The sequence below is a fragment of the Chitinophaga niabensis genome, assembly GCF_039545795.1.
In the GTDB taxonomy this organism is placed as follows: Bacteria; Bacteroidota; Bacteroidia; order Chitinophagales; family Chitinophagaceae; genus Chitinophaga; species Chitinophaga niabensis_B.
The window spans coordinates 2852032-2869089 of record NZ_CP154260.1; the positions used below are offsets into that span (position 1 = coordinate 2852032).

Consider the following 17058-nt stretch of genomic DNA (forward strand, 5'->3'; position numbering starts at 1 on the left):
TTTCTAACCATCTCCTTCCTAAAGCCTAAAGGCTACTGTAAGTAATCAACTGATAAAGTTGGCCCCTACCCAGTCGCGGTATTTTTAACCTTCATTATCCTCATGTGAAACTGCATTATCTACCAATGCTATGCGATAGCTATGGTACCCTGTTGAATGTTTAGTGCAGCTGTTAATAATTCCGAACACCTTGATTCTTATATATGAAAAAATTCTACCTTTTAGTCAAATTGATGCTGCTGCTCAGCGTACAAGCGTCCTGGGCACAGGTATTGGACCCCAATGATCCAATTGTTGTTTACAACGCTGCTTCCCCTCCTACCGAACCGGCATGGGGCCAGATCGGCAAATGGGTGAAAACAAACCGTGTCAGCTGGACAACAACTTCCTACAAGGCATACATCTATAAAGGAATGCAGTTCCGCCTGAAATGGCCTAAGAACTACGATCCGTTAAAGAAGTACCCTATTACTATCTTTTTCCACGGATTAGGAGAAAAAGGCACCAAGTATGATAATGAATACCAACTCTATCATGGTGGAGAAACACATAGGAACAAGGTGGATGATGGTAGTTTTGATGGATTCCTTTTTTACCCGCAGAACCTTTCCGGTTACTTCGGGCCTTCGTATTATGACAATATCAACGAACTGATCAATAACTTCTTCGTTCCGCAGTTGAACGTAGATCCTTTCAGGGTGTCTATCCAGGGTCTTTCCGCAGGTGGTAGTGCTACCTGGGATTTCCTGAACCGCTTCCCTAAACTGGTAGCTGCCGCCGCTCCTATCAGTGCGGCACAAAGCGATTATACCAATACCCTTAACACCTATAAGTATACCCCCATCTGGTTATTCCAGGGTGGTGCGGATCCAAACCCTCCCCCACAGATTGCACAAGGCATTTACAATGCCGCACAGGCAGCCGGTGCCAACTTTAAACTGACGGTGTATCCTGGTCAGGGACACGGCGTATGGGGCCTCGCATGGGGTGAATCTGATTTCTTCCCTTTTATCTCAAGAGCTTACAAATCCAACCCATGGCCTTTAACCGGGAGAACTGAGTTCTGCCCGAATGATCCCATTGCAGTAACCCTTGGTTTAACACCAGGCTTCAATGCATACGAGTGGAGAAAAAATGGCGTGGTGATTCCGGGAGCTACCTCCAATACATTAAATGTAACCGAGTTAGGTACATACGATGCACGTATCAATAATGGCAGCATATGGTCTGACTGGTCCCGTATTCCGGTAGTGATCAAAACCAAAACACCAACCGTGAGCCCAGCTATTACTGTAGCTGGTATCATGAGTAATGTGATCCCGACTCCTGCAGGTTCAGACAGTGTGGTATTAACTGTACCAACAGGTTATGCTTCTTACTCCTGGAAGAAAACAACGGATGCAACCGTTTTAGGCACCAATAATACATTAACCGTTCGCCAGCCGGCTGAATACCAGGTAAAAGTAACTGAACAGTTTGGCTGTTCCAGTGACTTCTCTTCTGCTTTCAAGGTGGTAGCTGCCAATGGCGCTAACGGGCCTGATGCGGTGACCGGATTGATCGCAACCGCGGCTTCCAGAACACAGATCACCCTTAATTGGAATGATAAACCCAATCCTGCCAATAACGAAACTGCTTTTGAAGTATACCGTTCCCTGACCCAGGTTGGTGGATACGAACTGATCGCTAAAGTAAATGCAGATGTACTGACCTATGCAAACACTGGTCTCATCCCTAACACTGCTTACTACTATATTATCAGATCTGTAAATAATAACGGTGCTGGTGCTGTGAGTAACCAGGCTACTGCTACCACTTTGGTGGATAGTCAGCCGCCTACTGTACCAGGCAACCTGACCGTTACTACTACTTCCAGAACTTCTGTAGGTCTTTCCTGGACTGCTTCTACAGATGATGTTGGAGTGGATAAATATGATATCTATGTAAATGGGTTGAAAGCCTATTCTATTCCAGGTGATAAAACATCTTTCCTTGTTGCAGGCTTAACTAATCAGACGACCTACGCCTTTACGGTTAAGGCAAGAGACCTCACTGGTAACAGTTCCGCCTCAAGCAACCAGGTAAGCGCCACTACTTATAACAAAGGCCTTTCTTATAAATTCTATACCGGTACTTTCAGTGCATTGCCAGACTTCAACACCTTAACCCCTGTTAAGGTAGGTACTTCTACAACCCCTGATATCACGGTAAGAACACAGAACGACAATTTTGCGTTCCTGTGGGAAGGTTTCATCAATATCCCTGTAAGCGGTAACTACACGTTTGAAACTTATTCAGATGATGGTAGCAAATTATATATCGGTACTTACAATCATACTGCTACCGCATTAGTGAACAACGATGGTCTGCATGGTTCAACCTATGCACAAGGTACCATTAACCTCACTGCAGGTATTCACCCGATCGCTATCACCTTCTTCGAACAAGGTGGTGGGGAAGAAATGAAGGTTTACTGGAAGAATACTGCCAGTGGCATTGGTAGCACCCGCCAGCTGATCCCGGCATCTGCCTTTACCGACCCCACTCCTGTTCCGGGAGCAGTACCTGCCGCACCAGACAGCCTGGTAGCAAAAGCAGTGTCCTATAACAAGGTGAACCTCACCTGGCATGATGAAAGTAATAATGAAACCGGTTTTGAGATCTACAGATCTACTGCACTGGCAGGTACCTACAACATTATTGCCACAGCAGCTGCTAACACAACCAGTTATGCTGATAGTGGTTCACTCGCTCCGCAAACTACTTATTACTACAAGATCAAAGCCATCAATAAAAATGGTGATTCCGGATACAGCCTGTACAACAATGATGGTCTGAAATATGACTACTTTGAGGCGGCTTCCACCTATAGCGCATTGCCAAGCTTCACGGGTACACCAGCTGAAACCGGTAATGTTAATACATTTGATCTCAGTGTGAGGAACCGTAATACACACTTCGCTATCAAGTTTGATGGCTGGTTGTATATACCAACTGCAGGTTCATACACCTTCTATACCAGCTCTGATGCAGGTAGTAAATTGTATATAGACGGGTTTGATGCTGCACACCAGGTTGTTAGTAACGATCACCTCAGCGGTACCGTTGAGAGATCAGGTGTAGTTACACTCACCGCAGGTTATCACCGTATAGTGGTTACTTATTTTGAAGCAACCAACACCCGTGCGCTTACCGTAAGCTACGCCGGCCCTGGCATTAGCAAACGTGCCATCCCTGCTGCTTCTATCTTAACCAACCCGAACATCAGAACAACTACACTTGCTGTTCCAACCACTCCTGCAGCACCATCTGCACTGGTAGCTACCCCGGTATCTATCAAACAGGTAGACCTGAAATGGAATGATAACTCAGCGAATGAAGATGCATTTGAGATCTGGCGCTCTACCGTTGTAAATACCAAAAATCCAACCTACCTGTTATTGGCTACCAAAACTTCCAGTGATTCTGCTACAGCAGTATTTGTGGATACCACTGTTCAGGCCAATACAGTTTATAACTATAAAGTAAGAGCTAAAAACATAGGTGGTACCAGTGCCTTCTCTAACGAAGCAACCGTTACTACCCCCAACACTCTTCCTGTACTGGCTCCGCTGGCCAACAAGACAATGCGTTTTGAAACGCAGCTGGAAGTAGCACTGTCTGCTACAGACGAAGATGGTGATGTACTTACCTTCTCTGTTGCTAACCTGCCTGCATTTGCTGCATTAACGGATAACGGTAATGGTACCGGCAAGATCGTGTTCTCTCCTGCTCTCTCCAACCTGGGTGAATTCCCGATTGAAGTAACAGCTAATGACGGCAACGGCGGTTTGAGCACACAATCATTCACCCTCACGGTAGATGATAACTTCCAGCCGGTATTAAACCCTGTTACAGGTGTAACGGTTGCTGAAAAAGCTACCAGCACTATTGCCCTCACAGCTACCGACCAGAATGCATCAGATGTGCTGACCTGGACAGCTACCGGCCTGCCTGATTTTGCTACACTTACACCTGATGGTAACACTGCCAGCATCCTGGTTGCTCCGGGTTATGCGGACAATGGTACTTACACTGTAACTGTGAAGGTAAATGACGGTAAAGGTGGTGAGGACGTTAAAACCTTCGACATTACTGTTACGGATGTGAATCCTAACTATAAAGTATTCATCAATTTCACAGAAGGTTCATGGGTAGCTAATGCCCCATGGAACAATACCAATAAGAAACCCGTCCTTGGCGATGTGTTCCCTGGCCTGAAAGATGAGCTGAACCGTAATACCGGTATAGCCCTGAACGTGATGACGCCTTGGCAGAATATCAATGGTGGTGCCAACACCAACAACCAGGGTGCTAATACCAACAACAACTCCGGTATCTATCCTGATGCCGTAACTGTGAGCAGCTGGTGGACAACTACAGTGAAACAAACCATTAAGCTGACGGGTGTGGATACTAACTATCGTTATAACTTCACCTTCTTCGGAAGCCGCGTAGGTATCAGCGATAACCGTATTGCGCTGTACAGACTGAATGATACTGCTACTGCAGAACTGAATGCTACCAACAATACCGGCAATACCGTTACTATCAGTAACATCAGGGCTAATGCCGCCGGTGAAATTGTACTGGACCTGGAAGCTGCGCCTACTTCATCCGGCTACGCTTACCTGAACAGCCTCGTACTGAATGCAACCTATGATGATGGTAAAGCACCGGCAAAAGCAGGTAACCTTGGCGTACGCATCATACCAGAAGGCGCAAGACTGAGCTGGGTAGACAAGGCGTTCAGTGAAAGCAGCTACAGCGTTTACCGTGCAACAAGTGCAGCTGGTCCATACAACCTGGTAGGCTCCCGTGCTGCAAATGATACCGCTTATACTGATGCTGATATCACAGCCAGCACTACTTATCATTACTATGTAACAGCTAATAACAGTTATGGAGCAACTTCTTCAGACACTGTTTCCATAACAGTACCAAACAGGGCTCCGAACCTGGCGGCTATTGCCAATGTGGTGATGAAAACTACACAAGTTCGTCAGATAGCGATCACAGCTACTGATGATCCGGCTGATGTGCTCACGCTGTCTGCTACCGGCCTGCCTTCTTTTGCAACCCTGCAAACTACAGGCAACGGCACAGGAACAATCACGCTGAGCCCGATAGCTGGTAACATTGGTACTTTCAACATTACCGTAAAAGCAGTAGACAACAATGGCCTGCAAAGCAGCCGTGACTTTACTGTGAAGGTTACTGATAACCTGCTCACTTCCGTATTCGTTAAGTTTAACAGGGTGGAACCAGCTCCTGCCCCATGGAATAACTTCGAAACACAGGGACTTGCCGGCAGAGCCATCACCAATATCCTGGATGAAACAGGTACTGCTACCCCTATCAGCGTTACTTTAGTTGATGGAATGGGCGGAGATAATAACAACGGTGCTGTTACAGGTAACAACACCGGCGTATTCCCTGACGTGGTAATGAAAACTTACTACTTTGATCAGTCCGGTACACCAAAACGTATCCGTATCAGCGGTCTCAGCACCACTGCTACGGCCCGTTACAACCTGATATTCTTTGGATCACGTGAAGGCGTGACTGACAATAGGAACACGATCTATGCTGTAGGTGCCCAATCAGTAACATTGAATGCTGCCAGCAATACAACCCAAACAGTTGCACTGAATGGCCTCTCTGCTGATGCAAGCGGTAATATAGAATTTACCTACCAACAGGCTCCGGGTTCATTCGCAGGTTACATGGGTGCTTTGGTGATCCAGTCTTATGAGGACAATGGTATTCCGCTGGCTCCGGACAACCTGGTTACTTCAAACGCTACTACCAACTCCCTGAAACTCACCTGGACTGATAAATCCAGCACTGAAACAGGTTTTGAACTCTGGCGTTCAACTGAAAGAAATGGTACTTATACGAAAGTAATTACCACAGCGGCCAATATTACTACTTACACCAACACTGGTTTGGCTGCTAACACTACTTATTTCTATAAAGTAAGAGCTATCACCGCCGCTACACAATCACCATACAGTGCGATTGTTTCAGGCAGCACGCTTTCTTACAGCGTATACATCAACTTTAACACGGTGAATCCTGCTCCGGCTCCATGGAATAATACCAATGCACTGCCTTTTGAAGGACAGACAATGGCTAATCCGAAAGACAACCTGGGCAACCCAACCAGCTTCAGCTGGACACTGCTGGAAAACTTTACAGGTACCAACCCTGCAGGTCAGCAAACAGGTAACAACTCAGGTATCTATCCGGACCTGGTGCTCGCTGAATCCTACTACGTAGAACCAGGCGATACCGCACGGATGCTGTTCACAGGAATGGATCAGTCTAAAGAATTCGCATTCACCTTCTTCGGCAGCCGTGGAAATGGAGGTACAAGAATTGGCGCATACAGTATCAATGGTGTAACAGTAACACTGGATGCAAACAACAACACCAGCAACACGGTAACGATCGATAAAGTGGTACCAAATGCAGACGGCGAAGTACTGTTGAAAGTGTATGTGGCAAATGCTTATGGATACCTTAACGCACTGGTGGTTAGCGCCAGCCCGAGAGAAGTAGATCCATTAGCCCGCCTGGCCTCCAGAGACAGGAACAGTGGTATCGGCAATGTTTACGATGCAACGGCTAAAACGAGCACTACATCAGCAGACAATGATGATCTCACTATCCACAGCGTGTATCCAAATCCGTTCAATACATTTGTGAACCTTTCTATCACACTGAAGAAACCTGCAAACAAAGCAGTGATCAGGTTAGTAGACCTTACAGGCCGCACCGTAGTGATGAAAGACCTGGGATCATTGAACGCAGGTACTTACAATCAAAGGATAGACCTGGGCGCACAACCACTCTCGAAAGGGGTATACCTGCTCCAATTATCAACAGACAGCAAACCGGGCAAAACGGTTAAACTGATCAAGAACTAACAAGATTCTTTAACAATAAAAACTTAAAAAATCCGGTCATATGTACCGGATTTTTTAATTTAGCTGAATATGAACCTGAACATTAAAGCGGAAGAACAGCAAACTTATGATGCCATTGTGATCGGATCAGGAATTAGTGGCGGCTGGGCCGCCAAGGAACTTTGCGGGAAAGGCTTAAAGGTATTGCTGTTGGAAAGAGGGCGGAATGTGGAACATGTGAAGGATTACCCCACCGCTACCATGAACCCCTGGGATTTTCCGCACCGCCTGGTGAATCCGGAAAAGGACATGGAAGAAGATCCCATCCAGGGAAAAGCTTATGATGAAAGCAGCAAACATTTTTTCGTACGTGATAAAGAACATCCCTACGTACAGGAGAAACCCTTTAGCTGGGTACGGGGCTACCATGTAGGCGGCAGGTCCCTTACCTGGGGGCGCCAGTGTTACCGCCTCAGCGACCTGGATTTTGAAGCAAATGCAAAAGACGGGCATGGTGTTGACTGGCCGATCCGTTACAAGGATATCGCTCCCTGGTACGATTATGTGGAAACATTTGCCGGCATCAGCGGGCAGGCAGAAGGTTTACCCCAGTTGCCGGACGGGCAGTTCCTCCCTCCCATGGAAATGAACTGCGTGGAACTGCACCTGAAAAACAAAGTGCGGGAAAAGTTTAAAGACCGCCTGGTAACCATTGCAAGGGTAGCCAATCTCACCAAAGGATGGAACGGCAGAGGCCCCTGCCAGTTCAGGAACCTCTGCCACCGGGGTTGCCCATTCGGCGGTTACTTCAGCAGCAACTCGGCTACACTGCCGGCTGCCATGGCTACAGGGAACTTAACCCTTCGCCCCTTCAGTACCGTGAGTGAGATCATTTACGATAAGGAAACCAAAAAAGCCAAAGGCGTACGTGTAATTGATACCGAAACAAAAGAAACCACCGAGTTCTTTGCCCGGATCATCTTCCTGAACGCCTCCACTATTGCCTCAGCTTCCATATTGCTGCAGTCTAAGTCTGAAGTATTCCCGAACGGCCTGGGTAATAACCAGGACCTGGTAGGCAGGCACCTGATGGACCATCACTTCAAAGTAGGGGCCATGGGTGAGTTTAAGGGATATGAGGATCAGTATTACAAAGGCAGGAGGCCTACGGGCATTTACATCCCCCGCTTCCGGAATATCAATGATGCTACCCGCAGGGAGGACTATATCAGGGGATTTGGTTACCAGGGATATGCAGAACGGGAAGCCTGGAATGATGCTTATACCCTGGATGGTTACGGAGAAGATTTCAAAAAAGAGATCACCAAACCCGGTAAATGGGTGATGTGGATGGCAGCATGGGGAGAAACGTTACCATATGCAGATAATCGCATTACACTGGATGAAAGCAGGAAAGACGCATGGGGATTGCCTTTAGTGAAGATCAGTTTCGAAATAAAGGAGAATGAAAAAGCCATGCGGAAAGATATGCAGGGCAGTGCTGTTGAAATGCTGGAAAAAGCGGGCTTTCACAATATCTCCGGTTTTGATTATGATTATATCGGCGGAGAATGCGTACATGAAATGGGCACGGTGAGAATGGGACTGGATCCCAAAACCTCCGTACTGAACAAATGGAACCAGGTACACGAAGTGCCTAACCTGTTCATTACAGACGGTAGCTGTATGACCTCTTCCGCTACGCAGAATCCTTCGCTCACTTATATGGCACTCACCGCCAGGGCCTGTGATCATGCGGCAGAAGAAATGAAGAAGCAGAACCTGTAAAACATCTAAACAAATACCTTAAAATAAAAAGGGCGCTGATCATTAAGAACAGCGCCCTTTTTTAAGATTCGTTTATTAAAGACCGAAGGCCTGTTTCACTTTCTCTACATAGTCCAGTTTCTCCCATGTGAACAGTTCCACTTCTACTTTCTTTTCTGATTTTTTGCCAGCGTTGAAAGTTTTGGTGATCACCTTGCTTTCACGGCCCATGTGACCATAAGCAGCAGTTTCTGCATAGATCGGGTTACGCAGTTTCAGGCGTTGCTCGATAGCGTAAGGACGCAGGTCAAACACCTGTTCTACCTGGCGGGCAATCTCACCATCGTTCAGCTTTACTTTGGCTGTACCATAAGTATCTACAAATACGCCGCATGGTTTAGCTACACCGATAGCATAAGAAACCTGTACCAGTACTTCATCGCAAACGCCGGCAGCTACCAGGTTCTTTGCAATGTGACGGGTAGCGTATGCTGCAGAGCGGTCTACCTTGGAAGGATCTTTACCGGAGAATGCACCACCACCGTGCGCACCTTTACCACCATAGGTATCTACGATGATCTTACGGCCTGTTAAACCGGTATCACCGTGTGGTCCACCGATTACGAACTTACCGGTTGGGTTGATGTGATAAGTGATCTTATCCGTGAACAGTCCTTGCAGTTCTGGTTTCAGTTGTGCTTTAACACGTGGGATCAGGATGTTGATCATATCCTGTTTGATCTTGTCCAGCATTTGCTGGTCCTTGTCAAAATCATCGTGTTGGGTAGAAATAACGATCGTATCGATACGAACGGGTTTATTATCGTCAGAGTACTCGATCGTTACCTGGGATTTAGCATCAGGGCGGAGGTACTTGATATCTTTATTTTCGCGGCGGAGTGCAGCAAGTTCGATCAGCAGTTTGTGAGCGAGGTCCAATGCCAGGGGCATGTAGTTCTCAGTTTCACGGGTTGCATAACCAAACATCATACCCTGGTCGCCTGCACCTTGTTCTTCCGGGCTTTGACGAACCACACCCTGGTTGATATCAGGAGATTGTTCGTGAATAGCGGAAAGGATACCGCAGGAATTTGCTTCGAACATGTATTCGCTCTTGGTATAACCAATCTTGCGGATCACTTCACGTGCAATGTCCTGAACGTCCAGATAAGCTTCAGATTTAACCTCACCCGCCAATACAACCTGACCAGTTGTTACAAGCGTTTCGCAAGCTACTTTGGAAGTAGTGTCATACGCGAGGAAATTATCGATCAGTGCATCTGATATTTGGTCGGCAACTTTATCCGGATGCCCTTCTGAAACGGATTCTGAGGTAAATAAGTACGGCATAAAATTAAAAATTCTGAAGATTATAGTTGAGTATAAATTATTCTTAGTTTGGCATTGATAGGCGGAGTACCTGTACCACCTCCCAGTTTCACACTCCTCATGTCTATCTGGTGCCTGTTGGAGATGGCTTCCAGTTTGAACACCGAATTATCTAATTTCTTGTCCAGCATGAACTGCAAATGCCGCGCAATATTAAACTTATATTGCACAACTTCAATGCCTCCTATATTAGAAATGACGGTTCTATTACCACCGAAATAAGCGAGATCAGGATTGGAAGGGTTACCGTAGTCTACGATATAACCAAGACTGTCGTGTGTGATGTATCTCCAAAGGAATAACTGGTCCGGATCCGTAAAGATCTTTTCCTTACCGGCCAGGTTGCTGTTGATCTTTGTGAACACCAGTTCAGCCTTGTTGATAATGGCCTTGGGGAAGTTTTCTATACCAGGGATCTGGAATTTGGTGTAGATACCCGGAGCTTCCTGCAAATAGATGGCCGTATCCCCTGTTGGTTTGTTGGTATTGAGGAAAGGCGCTACCTGTGAGTTCGTGTAATTACGGGTAAAGTAATTAGCATGCGGGCTGTAGTATTGCTGGAAAGGGAAGTTCGCAATCAGCGAGTCTTCCGTAGAGTTCTTATAATAAACGGAAATACGGGTATCGCCCTTGTTCAGGTTTACGAAGAGCATGGTTTTGCTCACGTTGGTATCCGGAACAATCGCCAATCCCTTCAGGAAGTCTCTGAAAGTAGTATCGTCTTTAAAGGCACCATCCGCACGTTGCTGCAATAACAGGTTACCGAAGGCTGCACTCAGCGGGATCCGCAGCGCAGGCGCCTGTTTTACCCCGTAAATAGAGAGGGAATCCTTAGGGTACACCGGGAAAGCCGTCACATTTGCCAGCAATTCACCCTGGTCGTAACTCAAAGGCCTTGTGTAACTGTAATTAGAGTCTGCTTTGAAACCCGGCTCATTCATCCGGTACACTCTCAGGTTCATGCCCTGGTTCTCACCATACCAAAGGGTATCACATCCTATATATAATACAACGGAATCCAGCGTTTGGCCGGTTCCTGCAAAGGAGAATTCTAATTTGGGAAGACCTACGCCGGTATAAAGGAAACCACTTGATTTACCGAAAACAGGATTGTCTGTAATGCTTCCAAGCGCTGCGCCATAGTTGGCCTGACCGGTACGAATACTGGAATCCGCTTCCTGTATGTTCATGGTGATCAGGTTATTGATCGTTGTATCTTTTACGGTTACTTTGTCTGAACCTGGGATAAGGTCCTTACCCAGGATGGTGGATTCATTACAACCGGTAAATGCATATAACGCTGTTAAGAAAGCAGCACTATAGCCAAGGTTCCTGAAATTGATCTTCACGTAGTTTGGTTTGAAGAAAAGAAAAACTAAAAATAAAAAGTAAAACGCAGGAACGGTAAAAACCGTCAAGTTTTAACTTTTCGTTTTAATGGCTGACTTATTTTAAGCCCAATAATTGATGATAAAGCTGCAGATAGTCTGCCAGATCTTCATTGTCCTTTTTATAAGGAACGATGATCTTACCTTTTTCTGCTTTCATTTCGTCCACCAACTTTTTGTCCGACTTGTCGCTGGCCACTACCACCGCATCGGCATATTTGCATGCTCCTTTATTCAGCGCAGCATTGGTTCCTTCTTTATATAATTCCAGGTCTTTTTCTTTGATCTGGTTACTGATGATCGCTTTTTTCAGGAAAGTAGCGCCTAATTTCTCTTTAAATGAATTAGGCTCTAAAGAAAATACCGTTTTTGAATGGGCAAAAACGGGTTCTTTTTTATACGCCGTTTTTAAGTAAACGGGGATGAGGGAGGTCATCCAGCCACTGCAATGGATAATGTCCGGAGGCCAGCCAAATTTCTTTACGGTTTCCAGCGCGCCTTTGCAAAAGAAGATCTCACGGGCTGCATTGTCATCGTAAAATTTTCCGTCATCATCGTTAAATACCGCTTTGCGTTTGAAATAATCTTCATTGTCCAGGAAGTAAACCTGCAACCTAGCATTAGGTAAGGAAGCAACCTTGATGATCAGCGGATAATCATCCCCGTCAATCACAATGTTGATCCCCGAAAGGCGCACCACTTCATGCAATCTATGCCTGCGTTCATTAATACTTCCAAACCTCGGCATGATAACCCTCACCTCCAGACCGGCCTCATTTGATTTAATCGCCATCTTATTGACCATCGCCGCATAATCACTCAATTCAAGATAAGGCGACATCTCCTGGGCAATAAAAAGAATTCGTTTCTTTGTGGACATTTAATGCTGATTATTAATGCAGTTATTTTTAATTTGGCTTGCAAAACTACTAAATTTTTAGGTAAAATTGGCCAAATTGTCACTTTTAACATCCTTTTAAGCAAAGGTTTATGTATCTATTCAAACAGGTAGCGGATCTGAGAGAGGCGCTGGAACACGAAAAAAAGGCAGGAAAACGGATCGGATTCGTTCCCACCATGGGAGCACTGCACCAGGGCCACATTTCCCTCATTAGGGAAGCTAAAGCATTGACGGACATAGTAGTATGCAGCATTTTTGTAAATCCTACACAATTTAATGATCCCAAAGATTTTGAGAAATATCCCATCACCATCAAAGAAGATATTCTTAAATTAAATTATGCGGAAACAGATCTATTATTTATACCATCCGTGGCAGAGATGTACCCCGAAGGTGTGAACGGGCTTCACCTGCATTACGACTTCGGCTACGTAGAAACCGTGCTGGAAGGCGCTTTTCGCAAAAACCATTTCCAGGGTGTGGGAATTGTGGTGCATAAACTACTGGAGATTGTTCAACCCGATGATCTTTTTATGGGACAAAAGGATTTTCAGCAATGCATGATTATCAAGCGTTTACTGGAAATAACGGAAATTCCGTCCAAATTACACATATGCCCTACCCTGCGGGAAAATGATGGTTTGGCCATGAGCAGCCGGAATATGCGCCTCAGCCAGACAGAAAGGCAAACCGCCACGCAGATCAGCCGTACTTTAACCTATATGAAGGAACATATCCGGCAGCTGCCCTTTGATATTTTAAAGCAGAATGCGCACCAGCAGTTACAAGATGCTGGTTTTCAGCCTGATTATGTTGAAATTGCAGATGCAGACAACCTGCAGTTACTGGATAAACCCATTAACAAAGAGATGGTGATGCTCATTGCTGCCAAATTGGGTGAGATCCGGCTGATCGATAATATGATCATCCCTCCGGTGGCATAAATCCTCCTGTCATAACAAAATCATAAAAGCAGCCGCACTGTCTTCCTATTATATAAAATTCCTCTACCTTTGCGGACTACACAAGAAATATGTTGATCGAAATTCTGAAATCTAAGATTCACAGGGCGGTAATTACGGAAGCCAATCTGAACTACGTGGGCAGTATCACTATAGATGAAGATCTGATGGATGCCGCCAACCTGATCACTAATGAGAAAGTGCAGGTAGTGAACGTAAACAATGGCGAACGCCTGGAAACGTATGTCATTAAAGGCAAACGCGGCTCCGGCGTAATATGCATGAACGGCCCCGCAGCGCGTCTCGTGCAGGTAGGTGATGTAGTGATCATTATATCCTATGCCACCATAGATTTCGAAGAAGCAAAAAAATTCACTCCTGTAGCCGTTTTCCCAAAAGAAGGCAATAAACTCTAGAGAGGTTCTATATGGCCATGCCCAAAGCGCTTAAAAATGTACTGAAATTCCTTGTTTTTTTAAGCATTGGACTGCTCATGATCTGGCTTGCCCTGAAGGACATGACACCTAAGGATTACCAGGACGTGAAGACCGCTTTCCTGAGCGGCAATTACTGGCTCATCATCCCCGCTTTCATCATCGGCATAGGCAGCCACCTCTCCCGTGCACTCCGCTGGCGGATCCTCATAGAAACACAGGGTTTTAAACCCGGCGTGCTCAATACCTTTTTTGCCGTGATGGTAGGTTACCTCGTGAATATGGGCGTACCCCGCCTCGGCGAGATTGCCCGTTGCGGTGTGCTGGCCAATTACGAAAAGATCCCGGCGGACAAGCTGATAGGTACCATGATCGCTGAAAGAGCACTGGACCTTTGCTGCCTCATGCTCGTTTTCCTCATTTGCTTTCTCCTGCAGATAGATATCGTAGTGGCCTTCCTGAATGCAGAAGTATGGCCCAACATGGCTAAAACAGACGGCTCCAAACTCCTTCTTATAGGAGTGATCGCACTGGCAGTAATAGGCATCCTTATTTTCCTTTTCAAACGTTTTGCGGCTTCCAAAGCTGCCATCAAATTACGCGCTTTAATGAAGGGTGTACTGGCCGGCATACTTTCCATTGGTAAAATGGATAAAAAGAAGCTCTTCTGGTTCATTATACATACACTCTGCATCTGGGCGCAGTACCTGGCCATGTTGTATGTAGGTTTCCTTTGCCTCCCCGCTACCCGGGAACTGGGCTTCACCGCAGCACTTACCGTACTGGCATTAGGCAGTATAGCCATGATCGTTAGTCCGGGTGGCATAGGTGTATATCCTTACCTTGTTCAGAAAACACTCCTCTTATATAATATCGCACTTCCCATCGGCTGGGCTTTCGGCTGGATCATCTGGGGTGCGCAAACCCTGCTTATCTGCCTGCTGGGGCTTATGTCATTTATCTGGCTGCCCATTCACAACAAAAAAGCGTAACTTAATAATAAGTTAACACCGGCTATACAGTCTGGCGATCAGTTTTTTATAACTTTTGCGGGCAATCTGACTATAGCCCTTGCAATGCTTCTGTAAAAACATGTGAATATGAGTATGGACTCGAACGCAGCTCCTGTACCGGTGAAAGGAAAAAAAACGCCGGTGAAAAAAGTTACCAAATTAAAGGCCGTCTCCAAAAAGGTAAAGACCATTGTAAGGGATATCAGCTGGCTTTCATTTAATGGCCGCGTATTACAGGAAGCTGCGGACACTACCGTTCCGCTCCTGGAAAGGATCCGCTTCCTGGGCATCTTCTCCAATAACCTCGATGAATTCTTCCGTGTCAGAGTAGCTACCCTGAAAAGAATGGGTGCAGTAGGCAAAACCGCCAAAATGCACCTGGAAGAAAATCCGGACCAGATCCTGGAAGAGATCCAGCGTAACGTACTCAGCCAGCAGCAGGAGTTTAACCGCATCTGGAAAGAGATTGAAGAAGCCCTCAAGAACGACAAGATCTTCATTCATACTGAAAAACAACTGAACAGGGAACAGCAGAAATATGTGCAGGACTATTTCAATGAAGAAGTACGCACCAATATCATTCCCCTCATGATAGAAAGTATCCCGCATATGCCTTTTCTGCGGGATAAATCCATCTACCTGGCTGTTGTACTGGCAAAAGAGGATAACTCCATCCGCCAGAAGTTTGCCCTTATTGAAATTCCGGCTTCCGTTCTCCCCCGCTTCCTCATCCTCCCTTCCAAAGAAGGTGAGCATGATATTATGCTGCTGGAGGACGTGATCCGTTATAATCTGCCACACATCTTCTCTTATTTCGGTTATGATAAGTTCTCATCTTATATCATCAAAGTAACCAGGGATGCGGAATTAGATATAGATAATGATATTGCCACCAGCATTATCCACCAGATAGAAAAAGGGCTCAAAGCCCGTAAAAAAGGCAAACCCGTGCGGTTTATCTACGATCAGCAGATAGATCCCCTCCTGCTGGAATACCTGATGCGCAGGCTGGGACTTTCCAAAAAAGACAACCTCATCCCCGGCGGCAGGATCCATAACTTCAAAGACTTTATGGACTTCCCTGCAAAGGTATTTACACGCGAGCGGGTGCATCGTAAAACCTTTATCCATCCGCTGTTTCAGAATGCTCCCAGTGTGATGCAGGTAATAGGTGCAAGCGATGTAATGCTGCACTTCCCTTACCATTCCTTCGATACTATTATCGACCTGTTGCGGGAAGCAGCTATGGATCCGAATGTAACCACCATCAAAATAACTGCTTACCGCCTTGCCAAGAACAGTAAGATCATCAATGCCCTTATCAATGCCGTCCGCAATGGCAAGCAGGTATCTGTTGTGCTGGAACTCCGCGCCAGGTTTGATGAAGAGGCAAATTTAAAGTGGAAGGAACGGCTGGAAGAAGAAGGTGTGAAGGTATTATTCGGTGTACCCGGCATGAAAGTACATGCCAAATTATGTGTGATCAAAAAACGCATCGCTAATAAAACCATACAGTATGGCTTTGTGAGCACCGGCAACCTCAATGAAAAAACCGCCAAAGTATACGGCGATCATTGCCTGCTCACAGCCAACCGCAATATCATGGCGGATATCAACCGTATTTTCAGCTTCCTGGAAAACAAGAGCCATGATGAAAAAATACTCCATGGCTGTAAAACCCTGATCGTGAGTCCGCATAATATGCGTAAGTTCTTTATACGGATGATAGAACGCGAGATCCGTAATGCACAGCGTAAAAAGAAGGCTTCCATCATCCTCAAAATGAATTCCCTGTCAGACGAAGAGCTGATCTCTAAACTCTATGATGCCGCTAAAGCCGGTGTTACCGTACAGCTGATCATACGCGGTATCTGCTGTGCCTTCACAGAAAATAAAAAGTGGAAGAAAGATATAGAAGCCATTAGTATTGTAGACGAATACCTGGAACATGCCAGGGTGTTCAGCTTCCACAATAACGGCCATGAACGGGTGTTCATCGCCTCTTCCGACTGGATGGTACGTAACCTGGACCACCGCGTGGAGGCTGCAGTATCCATAGAAAACCCAACAATTAAGAAAGAATTAATAGAGATCCTGAACATTCAGCTAAACGGCAATGTAAAGGTGCGTATACTGGACAATGAGCAGCAGAATGCCTATAAACATACCACAGGCAAGAAGATGCGGGCACAGGTGGAAATATTCAAATACCTCCACGAAAAAACATACCTTTGACGCATTCCACAAAACAAAG

Annotated in this window: 9 protein-coding genes; 6 read left to right on the plus strand and 3 right to left on the minus strand. The window is 45.9% G+C overall.

Annotated features, from left to right (window positions below; all coding sequences use genetic code 11):
* The first annotated feature begins 203 nt into the window (after positions 1-203).
* Together AAHN97_RS11265 and AAHN97_RS11270 are read left to right on the plus strand one after the other, a co-directional pair.
* The gene (locus tag AAHN97_RS11265) at positions 204-6971 is read left to right on the plus strand and encodes a fibronectin type III domain-containing protein (protein WP_343307708.1); all 6768 of its coding nucleotides are present in this window, start codon (positions 204-206) and stop codon (positions 6969-6971) included.
* A 69-nt stretch (positions 6972-7040) separates the two neighbouring features.
* The gene (locus AAHN97_RS11270; protein ID WP_343307709.1) at positions 7041-8738 is read left to right on the plus strand and encodes a GMC family oxidoreductase; all 1698 of its coding nucleotides are present in this window, start codon (positions 7041-7043) and stop codon (positions 8736-8738) included.
* Positions 8739-8813: 75 nt separating this feature from the next.
* Here the strand turns inward: AAHN97_RS11270 and metK are convergent, their stop codons facing one another.
* From metK to AAHN97_RS11285, 3 genes are all read right to left on the minus strand, one after another.
* A complete protein-coding gene (metK, locus tag AAHN97_RS11275) occupies positions 8814-10067 on the minus strand; it encodes a methionine adenosyltransferase (RefSeq protein WP_343307710.1) in 1254 nt (417 codons plus the stop codon).
* A gap of 20 nt (positions 10068-10087) precedes the next feature.
* Positions 10088-11455 (minus strand): DUF4270 family protein, encoded by a 1368-nt coding sequence (locus AAHN97_RS11280; protein ID WP_343307711.1) that lies wholly within the window; start codon positions 11453-11455, stop codon positions 10088-10090.
* Between the two features lie 97 nt (positions 11456-11552).
* Positions 11553-12374, minus strand: coding sequence for a glycogen/starch synthase (locus AAHN97_RS11285; RefSeq protein WP_343307712.1), 822 nt, complete (start codon positions 12372-12374; stop codon positions 11553-11555).
* Positions 12375-12484: 110 nt separating this feature from the next.
* Here AAHN97_RS11285 and panC point away from each other — a divergent pair, with 110 nt between their 5' ends.
* From panC to ppk1, 4 genes are all read left to right on the plus strand, one after another.
* Positions 12485-13339 carry a pantoate--beta-alanine ligase gene (panC, locus tag AAHN97_RS11290; protein WP_343307713.1) on the plus strand — a complete coding sequence of 285 codons (855 nt, stop codon included), beginning with the start codon at positions 12485-12487 and terminating at the stop codon, positions 13337-13339.
* An 89-nt stretch (positions 13340-13428) separates the two neighbouring features.
* The gene (panD, locus tag AAHN97_RS11295; protein ID WP_074238709.1) at positions 13429-13773 is read left to right on the plus strand and encodes an aspartate 1-decarboxylase; all 345 of its coding nucleotides are present in this window, start codon (positions 13429-13431) and stop codon (positions 13771-13773) included.
* A gap of 17 nt (positions 13774-13790) precedes the next feature.
* Positions 13791-14783 (plus strand): lysylphosphatidylglycerol synthase transmembrane domain-containing protein, encoded by a 993-nt coding sequence (locus tag AAHN97_RS11300; protein ID WP_343307714.1) that lies wholly within the window; start codon positions 13791-13793, stop codon positions 14781-14783.
* Positions 14784-14891: 108 nt separating this feature from the next.
* Positions 14892-17039: a polyphosphate kinase 1 gene (gene ppk1, locus AAHN97_RS11305; protein ID WP_343307715.1), complete on the plus strand. Its 2148-nt coding sequence runs from the start codon at positions 14892-14894 to the stop codon at positions 17037-17039.
* Positions 17040-17058 lie beyond the last annotated feature (19 nt).